We start from the raw sequence: 16,682 nt of genomic DNA, 5'->3' as shown, positions 1-16,682 counted from the left end.
CGCAAGCAGAACGCCCCCTGAGGCACCAAGCGAGCCGCGAGTCTTCTCCCCCCCTTGTGGGGGAGATGGCCGGCAGGCCAGAGGGGGTGGCCGGCGGCACTGATCTTAACCGCAAGACCACGACCAGAAAGGGACGCCCTTCATGCCGTCGACCGGAATCCCACCCCTCGGCGTGACCCGCACGACTGACGGAACGCGTTTTGCCGTCTGGTCTCACACCGCCGCCCGCATCGATCTCTGCCTGTTCGACAAGCAAGGCGAAAATGAACTGCGCCGCCTGCCGATGCTGCGGGATGGCGACATGCACAGCATCACAATTGCCGACGTACCGCTCGGCACCCGCTATGGCTTGCGCGCCGAAGGCGTCTACTCCCCCGACCACGGCCTCTGGTTCGACCCGTCGAAATTGCTGGTCGACCCCTATGCCATTGAACTCGACCGCCCCTTTCGCCACGATCCACGGCTGACGGTCTTCGGCGAGGAAACGGCCGACCTCGTGCCGAAGGCGATTGTGACGGACGTCAAGGCGGTCAAGCCGAAGCCGCCGCTGTTCCAGCCGGGTGGACTGATCTACGAGGTCGCGGTCAAGCCGTTCACCATGCTCCATCCGGACATCCCGGAAAAGAAGCGCGGCACGCTCTCTGCCCTTGCCGAGCCGGTCGTCCTCGAGCATCTCACCCGCCTCGGCGTCTCCGCCGTCGAACTGATGCCGATTGTCGCCTGGATCGACGAGCGGCACCTGCCGCCGCTCGGGCTCCACAACGGCTGGGGCTACAACCCGATCGCGCCGATGGCGCTCGATCCGCGCCTCGTGCCGCGGGGCGTCAAGGAACTGCGCCAGACCGTGGAGGCCCTGCACAAGGCCGGCATCGGCGTCCTTCTCGATCTCGTCTTCAACCATTCCGGCGAGAGCGACCGCTACGGCACGACGCTTTCGATGCGCGGCCTCGACAATCTCACCTATTATCGCCATGTCACCGACCAGCCCGGCGAGCTCATCAACGACACCGGCTGCGGCAATACCATCGCCTGCGATCACCCGATGGTCCAAAGGCTGATCCTCGACAGCCTGCGCCATTTCGTTCTTGCTGCCGGCGTCGACGGTTTCCGGTTCGACCTTGCCTCCATCCTCGGCCGCAACATGGGCGGCTTTCATCGCGACGCCGCCCTCTTCGCGGCAATCGCGGCCGATCCGCTGCTGTCGGACCGCATCCTGATCGCCGAGCCTTGGGATACCGGCCCCGGCGGTTATCAGTTGGGCAATTTCCCTCCCGCCTTCCTCGAATGGAACGACCGGGCGCGCGATGATATCCGCCGCTATTGGCGCGGCGACCGGCATGCCGTCGGCGCGCTCGCCACAGCGCTCACCGGTTCCTCCGACACCTTCTCGCGCTGGGGCGAGACGACGACGCGCAGCGTCAACTTCATCGCCGCCCATGACGGCTTCACGCTCTTCGACCTCGTCGCCTATGCGCGCAAGCACAATGAGGCGAATGGCGAAGGCAACCGCGACGGACACAACGAGAATTACTCCTGGAACAACGGCGCCGAAGGCCCGACCGAGGATCCGGAGGTGGTGGAAGCGCGGCGGAGCGATACCATGGCGCTCGCCGGCAGCCTGTTTGCCTCGCGCGGAACGATCATGCTGGCGGCAGGCGACGAGGGCGGCCGCAGCCAGCACGGCAACAACAATGCCTATGCGCAGGACAATGCGATTACCTGGCTCGACTGGGAGGCGCTCGACCAGCAACTCGTCGACCACACGGCTGCGCTCTCCGCCATGCGCCGCCGCTTCGGGGTCTTCGTCGAGACATCCTTCTTCACCGGACAGGGCGACGTCGACTGGCTGCGGCTCGACGGCCGTCCGATGACCGTCGAGGATTGGGAACATCCGGCGACCGACAACTTTATCATGGTGCTGGCGACGGGAGATCGGCAACAGCAGCGATCGACCCGGCTCGCCGTGGTCATCAACCGCAGCCATGCGCCGCACCCCTTCAGGCCGCCCCCGAGCCTCGACGGCGAATGGCGCGACGCCCTTACGGGCGTGGCGCTGCCGGCCTGCGCCCCGGCGCGTTCAGTCACCTTCCTGGTCGAGGTTTTCTAAAGTTTTACCGCCACTTGCTAGAAATTGCCCGGCCGGCCTATAGATCGTTAGGGAGGCCGCTGGTTCAGGACAAGCACATGCCGCAAGACATTTCACTTTCCGACGTAAGAGATCTGATCGGCAAAGAGATCGGCGTATCCGACTGGATCACCGTTTCCCAGAAGACCATCGACAATTTTGCCGAGGCGACGGGCGACTTCCAGTTCATCCACACGAATCCCGAGCGCGCGGCGGCCGAAACGCCCTTCGGCGGCACGATTGCGCACGGCTTTCTGTCGCTCTCGCTGCTCTCGGCAATGAACTACAATTGCCTACCGAAGATCCGCGAGCAGACGATGGGGATCAATTACGGCTTCGACAAGGTGCGCTTCATGGCGCCCGTCAAGAGCGGCGCACGGGTGCGCGGCCGCTTCACCATGGCCGATGCCCGCTTCCGCGGTGCCGGCATGCTGATGATCACCTATGACGCGACCGTGGAAGTCGAAGGCGAACGCAAGCCGGCCCTGACGGCGGTGTGGCAGACGATCATCCAGTTCGACCCGAAGGACCGGCCGGCGGATGCCTGACGGTAGGCTGGCTGAGACCGTCGGCAAGGCGTTTTGCGAACAGCAGCCGATCCCAGGACGTTCGAGCAAAGAGAAGTGAGCGAGGCATTTTTGCCCCTCACCCTAGCCCTCTCCCCGCGGGCGGGGAGAGGGGACCAAGGCGGCGCGGCACTTCCCTTCTCCCCGCGTTGCGGACGCGTTGCGGGGAGAAGGTGCCGGCAGGCGGATGAGGGGCCAATGCACAGCAAAGGCGGACAAAAGAAAAGCGGCAGATCGCTCCGCCGCTTAAGCTCGACAACGCGCCGCTTCAGTGCGCCGCGTCTTCAGCGCCTTCGGAAAGCAGGCCGAAGACGAAGGGAGCGAACGACCGCCAGCACTCGAGGCGGAACGTATCCTCGGCAGTGCGCAAGAGAACGATCTCCGCCTTGCCGAAGATGGTGCGCGAGCAGGCGCCGACCGGGAAAAGACCGAGCGACAGGTCCTGCGGGCAGCCGCTGTTGATCGCCACTTCCGCCCCCGGTCCGCTGACGATGATAGCCGTATTGCGGTGCGAGACGTCGACGGCCGAATGAAGGGCGCCGCTCGAGCCGGCGGCGGCCATCAGGTCGGCGTCGTCCTCGTCGATCACCAGCCACTCGTCCGGACCGAGCCAGAGCGCATGGCGCTTGCCGCTCGACGCCGAGGTCTTCGGCCTGAGCGGAAGCGTCACGCCGAGGGCGGCAGAGAGCGCCGGAACCGCGTCCTTGCCGGCGCGCAACGAGATACGCGAGGCGGGTGCGGCCGGCGTGAGGATCGCTGCGTGCGAGCCGCCCCTGAGACCGGCGAGCGGAGCTTTGCGAATTGCCTGGTCAGCCATGGAGGCGACCTCCTTCCTTGTCAAAGAACACCATGTCGCTCACCTCGACGGCGATCGTCCGATCGGCCATCGGCACGTAGAGCGTCTGTCCGAGCCGCGCCTGGCCGCCGGCGACGACCGCCATCGCGATCGAGCGGCCGCAATTCGACGACCAGTAGGACGACGTCACGTGGCCAAGCATGGTCATCGGTTTCGGTTCGTTCGGGTCGGCGACGATCTGCGCGCCTTCCTCCAGCACCACCTTCGGATCCTTGGTGAGGAGACCGACGAGCTGCTTGCGGCCGTCCTTGACGAGGTCGGGCCGCTTCAGGCCGCGGATGCCGACGAAATCCGGCTTCTTCTTCGAGACCGCCCAGGAAAGCGCGGCGTCGTGGGGGGTGAGGGTGCCGTCGGTGTCCTGGCCGACGATGATGTAACCCTTCTCGGCACGCAGCACGTGCATCGTCTCGGTGCCGTAGGCGCAGGCGCCCATCGGCTCGGCACGGCCCCAGATCGCCTCCCAGACCGCCTGGCCGTAGTCGGCCGGGACGTTGACCTCGAAGCCGAGCTCGCCGGTGAACGACATGCGGAAGAGCCGGGTCGGCACGCCGCAGATGCGGCCTTCGGCAACGCTCATATGCGGGAAGGCTTCGTTCGAAAGATCGATGCCTTCGACGAGCGGTGCGATGATCTCGCGCGCCTTCGGTCCCTGCACGGCGATGACGGCCCATTGCTCCGTCGTCGAGGTCAGCCACACCTTGAGATCAGGGAACTCGGTCTGCAGATAGTCTTCCATGTGCTGCAGGACGCGCGGCGCGCCGCCGGTGGTCGTCGTCACATGGAAACGATCCTCGGCCAGCCGGCCGACAACGCCGTCGTCATAGACGAAACCGTCATCGCGCAGCATGATGCCGTAGCGGCAGCGGCCGGGCTTCAGGTTGTCCCAGGCGTTGGTGTACATCAAGTTGAGGAACTTTGCGGCGTCGGGGCCGACCACCTCGATCTTGCCGAGCGTCGACGCGTCGAAGACGCCAGCCACTTCGCGGACGGTCCTGCACTCGCGGGCGACCGCCTCATGCATGTCCTCGCCCGCCTTCGGATAGAACCAGGCGCGCTTCCAGTTGCCGACATCCTCGAACTCGGCGCCCTGCGCCTCCTCCCAGGCATGCATCGGCGTCTTGCGGGCCGGATCGAACAGGCTGCCGCGCGAGTGGTTGACGATCGCGCCGAAGGTTATCGGCGTATAGGGCTGGCGGAAGGTCGTCAGCCCCACTTCGGGGATCCCCTTGCCGAGCGCTTCCGCCGCGATCGCGAGCCCGTGCATGTTGGAAAGCTTGCCCTGGTCGGAGGCCATGCCGTTGGTGGTGAAGCGCTTGATATGCTCCACCGAATGCATGCCCTCGCGCACGGCAAGGCGAATGTCCTTGGCGCAGACGTCGTGCTGGAAGTCGATGAACGCCTTGACGGTCGTATCCGGTCCCGCCCCTTCGGCAGCCCCGATCATGCCGCCGGTCCATTCGAAGGCGTTCTGACCGGTAAGAGCGACCTGCGCACCGCCTTCGGCGCCGGCAGCCCGGGCGGCCAGCTCGCCGGCGGCAAGCGCCTCGTCGATCGTCGCCTGGAGATCGTCGGTGCCGTTGCAGGCGCCGATCGACAGGCAGTCCTGCGCATAGGTGCCGGGGAGGAACCGCTCCGTCGCCGCGTCGAACTTCACCTTGCCGCGCGACTGCGAGAAGAGGTGCACAGACGGCGTCCAGCCGGCCGAGACCAGGAGGGCATCGACGGCGATCTTGCGCGCACCGCCGCCGCCGTTGCGGGCGACGGTGATCGAGGCGATCCGAAGCTTGCCCGTCGTGTTGACGACGGAGTGCCCCTTCAGCACCTCGATGCCGAGGTGTCTCGCCTTCTCCAGCACCGCATCACCCGGCCTTTCGCGGCAATCGACGATCACCGGAACCGCGACGCCGGCCTTCTTGAGGTCGAATGCGGCCTCGTAGGCGGAATCATGCGCGGTATAGATGCCGACCTGCTTGCCGACCGCGACGCCGAAGTGGTTGAGATAGGTGCGGCCCGCCGATGCCAGCATGATGCCCGGCCGGTCGTTATTGGCGAAGACCATGTGGCGCTCGATCGCGCCGTTGGCGAGGATGACCTTCTTGGCCCGTACCTGCCAGAGCCGCTCGCGCGGCAGCGTCTTGTCGACGGCCGCGAGATGGTCCGTCACCCGCTCGACGAGGCCGACAAAATTGTGGTTGTAATAGCCGAAGGCCGTCGTGCGCGGCAGCACGGTCACGTTCTCCATGCCGGCCAGCGCCTTTCCGGTCTCCTGTGCCCAGGCATAGCCCGGCTTGCCGTCGACGACCGTACCCGTGTCGTGGTGGAGCGCCCCCCCGACTTCAGGCTGTTCGTCGCACAGTATGACCTTGGCGCCGGCCTTTGCCGCAGCGAGTGCGGCCGCGAGACCGGCGACGCCGGCGCCCACGACCAGCACATCGCAATGGACGTAACGGCTCGCATAGTGATCCGGATCGGGCTCGGTCGGAGCCACGCCGAGACCGGCCGCCCGGCGGATGAAGGGCTCGTAGAGCCTGTGCCACGCCGCCTTCGGCCACATGAAGGTCTTGTAGTAGAAACCGGCGGCGAAGAAGGGCGACAGGAGATCGTTGAAGCCGCCGACATCGAAGGCGAGCGACGGCCAGCGGTTCTGCGACGACACCTTCATGCCGTCGAAGACTTCCTGCACGGTCGCGCGCACGTTCGGCTGCCGCCGGGCCGCGTCGCGAGAGACATCGAGCAGCGCATTCGGCTCCTCGGCACCTGCGGAAAGAATGCCGCGCGGCCGGTGATATTTGAACGACCGGCCGACGAGGTGAATGTCGTTGGCGATCAGCGCCGAGGCGACAGTATCGCCCTCGAGCGCCGTCAGCGTGCGGCCGTCGAAGGTGAAGCGTGCGGTGCGGGCCGGCGTCAGGCGTCCCGCACCCGAAATGCGATTGACGCCGCTCATTGGGCCGCTCCTTCCAGAGCCTCGTAGGTTTCGACCTCGGCGCTCGTCTTCGGTTCGGCATCGAGGTCAGGCTTCGGCTCGCCGGCCTTGTAGGTCGTGAGGAACCGGTCGCTGACGGTATCGCGGGCGGCGTTGAAGAAGCGGCCGCACCCGTGGATGTGCCGCCACCGCTCGAAGATCACGCCCTTGGGATTGTCGCGCAGGAAGAAATAGGCCTCGAATTCTTCGTCGCTGATCTCGGCGATATTGGTGGGGCGGGCGATATGGGCATCGCCGCCGTTGCGGAATTCGAGCTCGGAGCGCTCTTCCTCGCAGTAGGGGCAGTAAATCAGAAGCATCTGGAATGTCCTCGCGTTAGAGCGCCGCGCCTTCGACACAAGGCGCCAAGGTCGCTCTATCCTTCAACTCTAGTGCGCAACGGCGGCAGCGGCCGCCTCGTCGATAAGCCGCCCGGTGCGGAAGCGCTCGAGCGTCAGCCCCGCCGCGAGCCTGTGCGGCTCCCCGCGCGCGATCAGATGGGCAAAGAGATTGGCCGAGCCCGGCGTCGCCTTGAAGCCGCCCGTTCCCCAGCCGGCATTGAGGTAGAGCCCCGGCACCGGCGTGACGCCCTGGATCGGCGAACGGTCCTGCGTCACGTCGACGATGCCGCCCCATTGCCGCATCATCTTGACACGGCGGAACATCGGGAAGAGTTCGCAGATCGCGTCGAGCGTATGGGTGATGATCTGCAGGCCGCCGGTCTGCGAATAGGAATTGTACTGGTCGGTACCGGCGCCGATGACGAACTCGCCCTTGTCGGACTGCGAGATATAGGCATGCACCGAGTTCGACATCACCACGCAGGGGAAGATCGGCTTTAAGGGCTCGGAGACCAGCGCCTGCAGCGGCTGGCTCTGCAGCGGCACGCGCACGTCCGCCATCTGCATCAGCACCGAACTATGGCCGGCAGCGGAAATGCCGATCTTCTTCGCGCCGATGAAGCCGCGATTGGTATCGACGCCGGTGACCCGGCCGGTTTCGTCGCGGCGAATGCCCGTCACTTCGCAATTCTGGATGATGTGAACGCCGCGGTCGGATGCCGCACGTGCATAGCCCCAGGCGACCGCGTCGTGACGCGCCGTGCCGCCACGCCGCTGCAGCGCCGCGCCGTTGATCGGGTAGCGGGCGGTCTTGGCGATATCGAGCGGCGGACAATAAGCTTTTGCCTGTTCCGGCGTCAGCCATTCGTTGTCGATGCCGTAGAGGCGGTTGGCGTTGATGTGCCGCTTGAAGGACTGCTGGTCGTGAATGTTGTGCGACAGCATCATCACGCCGCGCGGCGAGTACATCACGTTGTAGTTCAGGTCCTGCGACAGGTTTTCCCAGAGCTTCAGCGAATGCTCGTAGATGTCCATGCTCTCTTCATAGAGATAGTTGGACCTGATGATCGTCGTGTTGCGGCCGGTATTGCCGCCGCCGATCCAGCCCTTTTCGAGCACGGCCACATTGGTGATGCCGTGCTCCTTGGCAAGATAGTAGGCCGCCCCGAGGCCATGCCCGCCACCGCCGATGATGACCACATCATATTGCGGGCGTGGCTCCGGCGAGGCCCAGTGGGGGCCCCACCCCTTGTGGCCGCGCAGTGCCTCGCGCGCCACGGCGAAAACAGAATATTTGCGCATCCGCCTGCTACTCCATGAACCCCGAAAAACGTACCTCGGCGTTAGAAATCGCAAATCCGGTGGCGACGCAACGTTTCTTTTGCGACGCGATCCGGCGAACTTCGACGGACTTGCGACATGGGCGACAAACTGCGACAAGCGAGCGCGCGAGTGCCCATCGATCCCGGTCATGGCGCATTTTTCCCGAGAGCGACGATCTCGCCGCTGGACTTCGGGCCTGTCATCTGGTATCCGCTCCTCTAATCGTAGAGCTTTCGGCTCAGCGAACGCAGACTTATTGCCTCCCAAACCTGATGGTGAGGCTGCCAACTCGAACAAAGGAACGGGATTCACGTGCAGGTACTTGTCCGCGATAACAATGTCGATCAGGCGCTCCGCGCTCTCAAGAAGAAGATGCAGCGCGAAGGCATTTTCCGCGAAATGAAGATGCGTGACTTCTACGAAAAGCCGTCCCAGAAGCGTGCGCGCGAAAAGGCTGAAGCCGTCCGCCGCGTTCGCAAGCTGGCCCGCAAGCGCGCACAGCGTGAAGGCCTTCTGGCCCGCTGATCGGCCGTTTTTTCGACGCTTTCCAATGTAAATCGTGGCGGGGGCGAGGCATCGCCGCCGCCATTTTGATATGGACACCCTGTCCGTCGGCAGTCTAGCGTGGCTGCTGCATCAATTGGCGACGGTCAGCCGCCCGGAAAAAGGGCCGGACGGTTTACCCGAGGCGCTCATTGAGCCCCGGAGCCCCCGCCTTCGCCGCTCTCCGTAAAGGAAAGCACTGGGACCTTGTCGCTTTGAGGGATCGACTTTGACACTTGCTGCCATGACTGCGGACGTCTCCGGTTTCACCATCCATGAGGCGCATCGCCGCCACCAGCGCAATCCGAAGCTTGCTGCCATGCTGATACTCGGCTCGGCCCTGCTGCTTGCCGGATGCCAGACCGACAACACCTCCGAATCGATGATCCGCGTCGAGCGGGCGCAAGGCTCGGATGAAAACATCGCCTCGCTGTCCAGCGTCATCGCCTCCAATCCGAGCGACCCGGAAGCCTATAACGTGCGCGGTTCGGCCTACGGCCGGGCCGGTGAATTCCGCCGGGCGCTTGCCGATTTCGACCAGGCGATCAAGCTCAACCCAAGCTTCTACCAGGCCTATGCCAATCGGGGGCTCGTCCACCGCAACATGGGCGACCAGCAGGCCGCCCTCGCCGACTACAATGCGGCCCTGCAGCTCAATTCAAGTTATGACGTCGCCTATATCGGCCGCGGCAATCTCTACCGCCAGGCCAACCAGCTCGACTCAGCCTTCAACGATTTCAACAAGGCCATCCAGCTCGACACCACCGATCCTCGAGCCTACCACAATCGCGGCCTGATCTATCAGGCCCGCAACGATCACGCCCAGGCGATCGAGGATTTCTCGACGGCAATCTCGCTGTCGCCGAGCTCGGCCGAGCCCTATAACGGCCGCGGCATTTCCTATGTGGCGCAAGGCGACGACGACAATGCCTTCTCGGACTTCAACACGGCCATCAACCTCAACGGCAAGCTTGCAGAATCCTGGGCGAACCAGGCGCTGATCTACGAGCGTCGCGGCGAAAAGGCCAAGGCCCAGAAGTCCTATTCGCACGCGCTGCAGCTCGATCCCAAATACGAGCCGGCCCGGGCCGGGCTTGCCCGCGTCAAGGCAATGTCCTGACAGGCCTTTCCTTTGTTTTCGGGGGCGCCCGCGGCAATGTCGCGGGCGTTTCTGTTTGCCGGCCACGCCACTGTTCGGGGCCTCGGCAGATCGGCAAATGCGGAACCATCACGCGTTCCATCTGTTTGACCATGGCTTCAACAAGGAGATCAGTCATGATCAAACAGACCATCCTTGCGGCGGCCACCCTGGCGGCCCTGTCAGGAACGGCCCCGGCCCAGAATTATGTGGCGCTCGGCCGTCTCACCTGCGGCTCAGAAGGCGGCACCGGGCTCATCGTCACCTCCACCAAGAACCTGATGTGCACCTTCAAGCCTGCGGATGGTTCGCCCGGAGCCGTCTATGCCGGCAGGATCACCAAAATCGGCCTCGACATCGGGTCGACCGGCAAGACCGTGATGATCTGGGACGTGCTGGCGAAAACCGGCACGCCGTTCACCGAATTTGCCCTGGCTGGGGAATATGTCGGCGTCGGCGCCGATGCGAGCTTTGCTGTCGGCGGTGGAGCGAAGGTCATCGCCGGCGGCACGAACAAGGCCTTCATGCTGCAGCCGGTCAATGTCCAGGTTCAGGAAGGCCTGAACGTTGCCCTCGGCATCGATCACCTGGTTCTGGCGCCGGCGGGCTGACGAAACGAGCGAATAACGTTGCGAGGCCCGGTCGGGGGCCTCGCACGGGCCACTCCTCCCCGCGACCCTCTCGTTCCGCGACGCAATCCGCGGCGACTTGCGCGCCGAGGCAAGGCGCGCCACTGTGCTGTTGACAGCTGTTTGAACCGGTGCGTAGCACGACGGGATATAGGATGAAGGATCAGGCAATCCGCGACATCGTTCTGTGGATGTCGGACGAGGGAATTCGCGGCCTCAAGGAGCAGGACCTTCTCGCAGGCTTCTGCGATCGGTGCCACGCCGCCGGGATCCACATCGATCGAGCCCTCGGACTGATCGACACGCTCCACCCGGAGTTCGAGGGACGCGCCTTCCAGTGGAACAGCGAAAGCGATGAAGTGCCGGACGTCGTGCATTACGGCTCGACGAGCGGCGGCGAGGCACAAGAGAACTGGCAGCGCTCGGTCTTCTTCCACATGCTCCGGGAAAACGAAACCGAACACCGCGTCCGCCTCGCCGAGGAGCCGCATATCGCCTTCACCATGCTCGACAAGTTGAAGGCCGAGGGGCACACCGACTGCGTCGGCTTCATCAATCACTTCACCGACCGCGGCCGCGTCGGACAGATGGATTGTTTCTACTCTTACTGGACGACGAAGAGACGTGCAGGCTTCAGTGACGAGGACCTCCATGCGCTCCGAACGCTGGTGCCGACGCTCGCGCTCGCCGTGAAGGCGGCCTCCTGCGTCCGCATCATCGGCACGCTCGCAGACGTTTATCTCGGCCACGACGCCGGCCGCCGGGTCGTCGAGGGCAGCATCGAACGGGGGGCGGCCGAGCGCATCGAGGCGGTCATGTGGTTCTCCGACCTGCGCAACTACACGCGCATCGCCGAGAGCATCGCGCCGGAAGAGGTCATTCCCTTCCTCAACGATTATTCCGGCACGGTGATCGCTGCGATCGAGGACCATGGGGGCAGCGTGCTGAAGCTGATCGGCGATGGTGTTCTCGCCATCTTCAACGGCCGCAAGCCGTCCGACGCCTGCAACGCGGCGATCGCCGCCGAGCGGCAACTGCGCATCATGCTCGCCGACCTGAACGCGCGACGGCTCGATGAGGGAAAGCCGACAACCGACGTTTATCTCGGGCTGCATATCGGCGAGGTTTTCTATGGCAATATCGGCAGCGAGAATCGACTCGACTTCACCGTTGTCGGGCCCGCCGTCAACGAGGTGAGCCGCATCGTCTCGATGTGCCGCTCGGTCGAACGGCACCTCATCATGTCTTCGGAATTCATCGAGGCTTCGCCTGCCGCGCATCGCGCCAATGCGGTTTCGCTCGGGCGCTTCGCGCTGCGCGGCGTCGCAAGGGCGAAGGAGCTGTTCACGTGGGATCCGGAAATCACAGGAGGTTGATCGTGGATGCCCCTCACCCAAGCCCTTACCCCAGCCCTCCCCCGTGATGCCCCTCACCCTAGCCCTCTCCCCGTCTGACGGGGAGAGGGGACTGAGGCAGGCGGCCGCCGCGTACCCCTTCGCCCCGCCTGCGGGGAGAAGGTGGCGGCAGCCGGATGAGGGGCAGACTCCTTCGAGAAAGCCCTCAGTGGTTGATCGCCTTGACGATCTCTTCGGTCACCTTCTTGGCGTCGCCGAGCAGCATCATCGTGCCGTCCTTGTAGAACAGCGTGTTGTCGATGCCGGCATAGCCGGAGCCGAGCGAGCGCTTGACGAACAGGCAGGTCTTGGCCTTGTCGACGTCGAGGATCGGCATGCCGTAGATCGGCGAGGTCTTGTCGTCGCGCGCCGCCGGGTTGGTGACGTCGTTGGCGCCGATGACGTAGGCGACGTCGGCCTGGGCGAATTCCGAATTGATGTCCTCGAGCTCGAACACCTCGTCATAGGGGACGTTCGCCTCGGCCAAGAGCACGTTCATGTGGCCGGGCATGCGGCCGGCGACCGGGTGGATCGCGTATTTGACCTCGACGCCCGCCTGCTTGAGCTTGTCGGCAAGCTCGCGCAGCGAATGCTGGGCCTGGGCCACCGCCATGCCGTAGCCCGGCACGATGATCACCTTGGAGGCGTTCTGCATCAGGAAGGCGGCATCGTCCGCCGAGCCCTGCTTGACGGTCCGCTGCACGCCGTCGTCGCCGCCGGCGGCGGCCGTCTCGCCGCCGAAGCCGCCGAGGATCACCGAGACGAACGAGCGGTTCATGCCCTTGCACATGATGTAGGAGAGGATCGCACCGGACGATCCGACCAGCGCCCCGGTGATGATCAGCGCCAGGTTGCCGAGCGTGAAGCCGATGCCGGCCGCCGCCCAGCCGGAATAGGAGTTCAGCATCGACACGACGACCGGCATGTCGGCGCCGCCGATCGGAATGATGATCAGCACGCCGAGCGCCAGCGACAGAAGAACGATCGCCCAGAAGTCGAAATGGCTTTCGGTCAGCGCCAGGCCGATGATGAAGAAGACGATGAGCGCGGCGAGCCCCAGATTGATCAGATGCCGGTAGGGCAAAAGGATCGGCTTGCCCGACATGCGGCCGTCGAGCTTCAGGAAGGCGATGACCGAGCCCGTGAAGGTGATCGCGCCGATCGCCACGCCGAGCGCCATCTCGACGAGCGCCTGGGCATGGATGGCGCCGATCGCGCCGATACCGTAGGAGGACGGCGCGTAGAGCGCGCCGGCGGCGACCAGGACGGCGGCAAGGCCGACCAGCGAATGGAAGCCGGCGACGAGCTGCGGCATCGCCGTCATCGGAATGCGCTTGGCGATATAGGCGCCGGCGCCGCCGCCGAGCGCCAGACCGACGACGATCAGCAGAAAACCGCCGATCGAAGGCATGGCGAGCAACAGCGTCGTGACGATGGCGATCCCCATGCCGATCATGCCGTAGGCGTTGCCCCTGCGGCTGGTGGTCGGATGCGACAGGCCGCGGAGCGCCGTGATGAACAGGACACCGGAGACGAGATAGAGGAAGGCTGCGAAGTTAGCGTTCATCGGCTCGCCTCACTTGTCTTTTTTCTTGTACATGGCGAGCATGCGCTGGGTGACGAGGAAGCCGCCGAAGATGTTGACGGAGGCGAGCACCAAAGCGACGAAGCCGAAGCCTGTGGCGAGCCCGGAAGCGGAGATCCCGACCGCCAGGAGCGCACCGACGACGATCACCGAGGAGATCGCGTTGGTGACCGCCATCAGGGGCGTGTGCAGCGCCGGCGTCACGGACCAGACGACGTAGTAGCCGACGAAAATCGCCAGGACGAAGATCGCCAGCCGGAAGACGAAGGGGTCGATCGCCCCGCCGGTCGCGCCATGCGCCACGGCGCCGGCCGCATCCGGCACGTATTCGGCGGCGGTCCTGACCGCCTCGACCGCCCGTTCGAGGTCGGTCAATGCCTTGTCCAGAAGTTCGTTCGCCATCACTTGTCCCCCCCGTTCGCGCCGCCGAAGGCCGGATGCACCACGGCGCCGCCGTGGGTCAGCGCCGTCGCCTTGACGAGCTCGTCCTCCATGTTGAGCGCCAAGGCCTTCGTCTCCTTCGAAACCATGGTCTCCAGGAAGGTGACGAGGTTCTTGGCATAGAGCAGCGAGGCGGAGGCGGCGATGCGGCCCGGCACGTTCAGGTGGCCGACGACCTTGACACCGCCGAGTTCGACGACCTTGCCGGCTTCCGCCCCCTCGACATTGCCGCCGCGCTCGACGGCGAGGTCAACCACGACCGAGCCGGGCTTCATGGCGTCAAGCATCTCGCGGGTCACCAGCCGCGGCGCCGGCCGGCCCGGGATCAGCGCCGTGGTGACGACGATGTCCTGCTTGGCGATGTGCTCGGCGACGAGCGCCGCCTGCTTGACCTGGTAGTCCTTCGACATTTCCTTGGCATAGCCGCCGGCGGTCTCGGCCGCCTTGAACTCCTCGTCCTCGACGGCGATGAACTTGGCGCCGAGCGAGGCGACCTGCTCCTTGGCGGCGGGGCGCACGTCGGTGGCCGACACCATGGCACCCATTCGCCGCGCCGTGGCGATCGCCTGCAGGCCGGCGACACCGGCGCCCATGACGAACACCTTCGCCGCCGGCACGGTGCCGGCCGCCGTCATCATCATCGGCAGGGCCCGGTCGTATTCATGGGCCGCATCGACCACCGCCTGGTAGCCGGCGAGGTTCGCCTGGCTGGAAAGCACGTCCATCGATTGCGCCCGGGTGATGCGCGGCATCAGTTCCATGGCAAAGGCGGTGAGTCCGGCGCCCGCCATGGCGGCGATCGCCTCCTCGTTGCCGTAGGGGTCCATGATGGCGATGACGATCGCCCCCGACCGGTATCCGGCGATCTCTTGCGGACTCGGCCGGCGCACCTTGAGGACGACGTCGGCCTCTTTCGCATCGGCGGCGCTTCCGATCCGGGCACCGGCTTTTTCGTATTCGGCATCCGGAACGCGGGAATGCAATCCCGCGCCGGCCTCGACAACGACGTCGAAGCCGAGTGATTTCAACTTCTTGACGCTCTCGACGGAGCCCGCAACGCGCGGCTCACCCGGATCCGATTCCTTGGCAATAAAGACAATCTGGCTCAATACTCCCCCTCTCCGCCCCACAACCAGGCCCTCCCTGAAATGCGGGTACATGTTCGACTGCCGAGCCGGCCGCTTGAACCGAGCCGCCCCGAATGCTGGCTCCTTGAATCGGGCCCGATTCAAGGAGAGAAGCCATGCACCATTTCGAAGCGCTGCAGCGAGGATTGTGCAAGGCACACGTCGCTGCGGCGACAGGCACTCTTCCTTCGAAGGCGGAGCCCGCCGTCGAAAAAACGCTCCTCACGCGGTGAGGTAAGTACCGGATCGCATCCGGAGACAAAGGCAGGGGCGTCCTCCTCCCCCGCCTTCGAAAGGAAATGTCGGAGAGGCCGCTCAGCGCAGGAAAAAGTAGCCGGCGACGTTGAGAAGGATGAACAGCACGACGGAGCTGATGAAGCCCATAGTGGTGAAGAAGCCGGCGGCCATGGCGATCAGCAGGGCAACGCAAAACAGCGTGCCGTATTTCGTTGCGTTGAGAAAGAACTTGTAGGTCTTCTCATGCTCGGAATAATCCATCGGGGCGCCCGTCTCGGCCGGTCCCGTGTGATGCTCTGCCATCTCCAGTTCTCCAGAATGCTGTGGCACCGCCTTTCGGCGGTTCGCTTTGACCCGCTGTCGGAACCGCTCCGCGACAAGACGAGAGAGCGGTCCTTTAGCTTCCGCATACACAAAGCGGCGGCCCTTCGCAACGAAAACCCGCCCCGCCAGGCTGCGGCATAGTCGAACGCCGATGCCGGCAAGTTCCCGCGTCGATCGCGGCGGCCGGCGTCGGCGCCGCTTTTCAGGATTCATCGACCCTGCGAATGCGGGGTCGAGCACACTTGCCAAACGGGTACTTCTCCGCGGTTGACTTTGACCTCGCTCTGGCGGCAAGGCTTTTCCATACGATGATTTTGGAGTTTGATGATGTCGAAACCTGTCGTTGCCATCCCCTGCGATTTCCGCGAGTTCGACGGCAATGTCTGGCACGTGGTCGCCCATCAATATGTGCGTGCGGCCGTCGAGGGGGCGGGCGTCATGCCTTTCCTCGTTCCGGCGCTCGAAACCGGCAACGACACCGACGAAATCCTCGACCGGGTCGACGGCGTGCTCGCGAGCGGCGCCCGCTCCAACGTCCATCCGTCGCTTTACGGCAGAGCGGCAACGGACGCGGATGGACCTTTCGATCCGGGCCGCGATGCGACCAGCCTCCCGCTGATCCGCCGGGCGCTCGAGCGCGGCGTCCCGCTGCTCGCCATCTGCCGCGGCATTCAGGAACTCAATGTCGCCCTCGGTGGCACGCTCGCAACAGAAATTCAGGACCTGCCGGGAATTTCGGATCATCGCAAGCCGGACGTGCCCGATCTCGACATCGCCTACGGCATCCGCCAGGACGTTGTCGTCAAAGAGGGAAGCTGCCTCGCTCCCGTCCTCGGCGCCGGCCGGATCCGGGTCAACTCGCTGCATCGCCAGGCGATCGCCGCAACAGCCCCGCGTCTTGCGGTTGAGGCCGTCGCCGACGACGGAACGATCGAGGCCGTATCGGTCATCGGTGCCAAGGCATTCGCCGTCGGCGTCCAGTGGCATCCGGAATATTGGGTCCGGACCGACGGCCCCTCCGCCGCCCTTTTCAAGGCTTTCGGCGATGCGGTGCGCGCCTATCGAGAAAGCAAGGGCGAATAGCCGCT

General features: G+C 64.9%; 15 protein-coding genes. 7 read left to right on the top strand and 8 right to left on the bottom strand.

Annotated elements, in window-relative coordinates; translation table 11 throughout:
- The first annotated feature begins 142 nt into the window (after positions 1-142).
- Together glgX and AU381_RS19120 are read left to right on the top strand one after the other, a co-directional pair.
- Positions 143-2,107 carry a glycogen debranching protein GlgX gene (gene glgX / locus AU381_RS19125; RefSeq protein ID WP_064243322.1) on the top strand — a complete coding sequence of 655 codons (1,965 nt, stop codon included), beginning with the start codon at positions 143-145 and terminating at the stop codon, positions 2,105-2,107.
- Positions 2,108-2,184: 77 nt separating this feature from the next.
- Positions 2,185-2,673, top strand: a complete 489-nt coding sequence (locus AU381_RS19120) for a MaoC family dehydratase (protein WP_064243321.1) — start codon at positions 2,185-2,187, stop codon at positions 2,671-2,673.
- A gap of 286 nt (positions 2,674-2,959) precedes the next feature.
- Here AU381_RS19120 and soxG read toward each other — a convergent pair whose 3' ends face one another.
- From soxG to AU381_RS19100, 4 genes are all read right to left on the bottom strand, one after another.
- Complete coding sequence (soxG, locus tag AU381_RS19115; RefSeq protein WP_064243320.1) at positions 2,960-3,508, bottom strand: sarcosine oxidase subunit gamma family protein; 549 nt, start codon at positions 3,506-3,508, stop codon at positions 2,960-2,962.
- Positions 3,501-6,494, bottom strand: a complete 2,994-nt coding sequence (locus AU381_RS19110; protein WP_064243319.1) for a sarcosine oxidase subunit alpha — start codon at positions 6,492-6,494, stop codon at positions 3,501-3,503. Before AU381_RS19110 ends, soxG begins: the two co-directional genes overlap by 8 nt.
- On the bottom strand, positions 6,491-6,832 hold the full coding sequence (locus tag AU381_RS19105; protein WP_064243318.1) for a sarcosine oxidase subunit delta: 342 nt from the start codon (positions 6,830-6,832) through the stop codon (positions 6,491-6,493). The genes AU381_RS19110 and AU381_RS19105 overlap by 4 nt, the downstream gene beginning before the upstream one ends.
- A gap of 69 nt (positions 6,833-6,901) precedes the next feature.
- Complete coding sequence (locus AU381_RS19100; protein WP_064243317.1) at positions 6,902-8,155, bottom strand: sarcosine oxidase subunit beta family protein; 1,254 nt, start codon at positions 8,153-8,155, stop codon at positions 6,902-6,904.
- 333 nt (positions 8,156-8,488) lie between these two features.
- Here AU381_RS19100 and rpsU point away from each other — a divergent pair, with 333 nt between their 5' ends.
- From rpsU to AU381_RS19080, 4 genes are all read left to right on the top strand, one after another.
- The gene (rpsU, locus tag AU381_RS19095) at positions 8,489-8,701 is read left to right on the top strand and encodes a 30S ribosomal protein S21 (protein WP_012709405.1); all 213 of its coding nucleotides are present in this window, start codon (positions 8,489-8,491) and stop codon (positions 8,699-8,701) included.
- 247 nt (positions 8,702-8,948) lie between these two features.
- Positions 8,949-9,839 carry a tetratricopeptide repeat protein gene (locus AU381_RS19090; protein ID WP_064243316.1) on the top strand — a complete coding sequence of 297 codons (891 nt, stop codon included), beginning with the start codon at positions 8,949-8,951 and terminating at the stop codon, positions 9,837-9,839.
- Between the two features lie 155 nt (positions 9,840-9,994).
- On the top strand, positions 9,995-10,468 hold the full coding sequence (locus AU381_RS19085; RefSeq protein WP_064243315.1) for a DUF992 domain-containing protein: 474 nt from the start codon (positions 9,995-9,997) through the stop codon (positions 10,466-10,468).
- Positions 10,469-10,641: 173 nt separating this feature from the next.
- Entirely contained in the window at positions 10,642-11,862 is a 1,221-nt protein-coding gene (locus tag AU381_RS19080) for an adenylate/guanylate cyclase domain-containing protein (RefSeq protein WP_064243314.1), read from the top strand.
- Positions 11,863-12,046: 184 nt separating this feature from the next.
- Here AU381_RS19080 and AU381_RS19075 read toward each other — a convergent pair whose 3' ends face one another.
- The 4 genes from AU381_RS19075 to AU381_RS19060 all read right to left on the bottom strand — a co-directional run bounded on the left by AU381_RS19075 (position 12,047) and on the right by AU381_RS19060 (position 15,573).
- Positions 12,047-13,447, bottom strand: a complete 1,401-nt coding sequence (locus AU381_RS19075; protein WP_064243313.1) for an NAD(P)(+) transhydrogenase (Re/Si-specific) subunit beta — start codon at positions 13,445-13,447, stop codon at positions 12,047-12,049.
- A 9-nt stretch (positions 13,448-13,456) separates the two neighbouring features.
- The gene (locus AU381_RS19070) at positions 13,457-13,867 is read right to left on the bottom strand and encodes an NAD(P) transhydrogenase subunit alpha part 2 (protein WP_012709410.1); all 411 of its coding nucleotides are present in this window, start codon (positions 13,865-13,867) and stop codon (positions 13,457-13,459) included.
- A complete protein-coding gene (locus AU381_RS19065; RefSeq protein ID WP_064243312.1) occupies positions 13,867-15,015 on the bottom strand; it encodes a Re/Si-specific NAD(P)(+) transhydrogenase subunit alpha in 1,149 nt (382 codons plus the stop codon). Before AU381_RS19065 ends, AU381_RS19070 begins: the two co-directional genes overlap by 1 nt.
- Before the next feature lie 333 nt (positions 15,016-15,348).
- Positions 15,349-15,573, bottom strand: coding sequence for an aa3-type cytochrome c oxidase subunit IV (locus tag AU381_RS19060; protein WP_012709412.1), 225 nt, complete (start codon positions 15,571-15,573; stop codon positions 15,349-15,351).
- A 348-nt stretch (positions 15,574-15,921) separates the two neighbouring features.
- Here AU381_RS19060 and AU381_RS19055 point away from each other — a divergent pair, with 348 nt between their 5' ends.
- Positions 15,922-16,677 carry a gamma-glutamyl-gamma-aminobutyrate hydrolase family protein gene (locus AU381_RS19055; RefSeq protein ID WP_064243311.1) on the top strand — a complete coding sequence of 252 codons (756 nt, stop codon included), beginning with the start codon at positions 15,922-15,924 and terminating at the stop codon, positions 16,675-16,677.
- The last annotated feature ends 5 nt before the right edge of the window (positions 16,678-16,682 follow it).

Source organism: Sinorhizobium glycinis (genome assembly GCF_001651865.1).
In the GTDB taxonomy this organism is placed as follows: domain Bacteria; phylum Pseudomonadota; class Alphaproteobacteria; order Rhizobiales; family Rhizobiaceae; genus Sinorhizobium; species Sinorhizobium glycinis.
Note: the sequence above shows the minus strand (reverse complement) of the source record. Positions and strands in the feature narration are given on the sequence as shown.

What these genes read in the sequence shown, in the direction of transcription:
- AU381_RS19060 (WP_012709412.1), bottom strand. Translation starts at nt 15,573, where the DNA reads ATGGCAGAGCATCACACGGGACCGGCCGAGACGGGCGCCCCGATGGAT.
- AU381_RS19055 (WP_064243311.1), top strand. Translation starts at nt 15,922, where the DNA reads ATGTCGAAACCTGTCGTTGCCATCCCCTGCGATTTCCGCGAGTTCGAC.
- AU381_RS19100 (WP_064243317.1), bottom strand. Translation starts at nt 8,155, where the DNA reads ATGCGCAAATATTCTGTTTTCGCCGTGGCGCGCGAGGCACTGCGCGGC.
- AU381_RS19070 (WP_012709410.1), bottom strand. Translation starts at nt 13,867, where the DNA reads ATGGCGAACGAACTTCTGGACAAGGCATTGACCGACCTCGAACGGGCG.
- AU381_RS19085 (WP_064243315.1), top strand. Translation starts at nt 9,995, where the DNA reads ATGATCAAACAGACCATCCTTGCGGCGGCCACCCTGGCGGCCCTGTCA.
- AU381_RS19080 (WP_064243314.1), top strand. Translation starts at nt 10,642, where the DNA reads ATGAAGGATCAGGCAATCCGCGACATCGTTCTGTGGATGTCGGACGAG.
- AU381_RS19105 (WP_064243318.1), bottom strand. Translation starts at nt 6,832, where the DNA reads ATGCTTCTGATTTACTGCCCCTACTGCGAGGAAGAGCGCTCCGAGCTC.
- glgX (WP_064243322.1), top strand. Translation starts at nt 143, where the DNA reads ATGCCGTCGACCGGAATCCCACCCCTCGGCGTGACCCGCACGACTGAC.
- AU381_RS19120 (WP_064243321.1), top strand. Translation starts at nt 2,185, where the DNA reads ATGCCGCAAGACATTTCACTTTCCGACGTAAGAGATCTGATCGGCAAA.
- soxG (WP_064243320.1), bottom strand. Translation starts at nt 3,508, where the DNA reads ATGGCTGACCAGGCAATTCGCAAAGCTCCGCTCGCCGGTCTCAGGGGC.
- AU381_RS19110 (WP_064243319.1), bottom strand. Translation starts at nt 6,494, where the DNA reads ATGAGCGGCGTCAATCGCATTTCGGGTGCGGGACGCCTGACGCCGGCC.
- AU381_RS19075 (WP_064243313.1), bottom strand. Translation starts at nt 13,447, where the DNA reads ATGAACGCTAACTTCGCAGCCTTCCTCTATCTCGTCTCCGGTGTCCTG.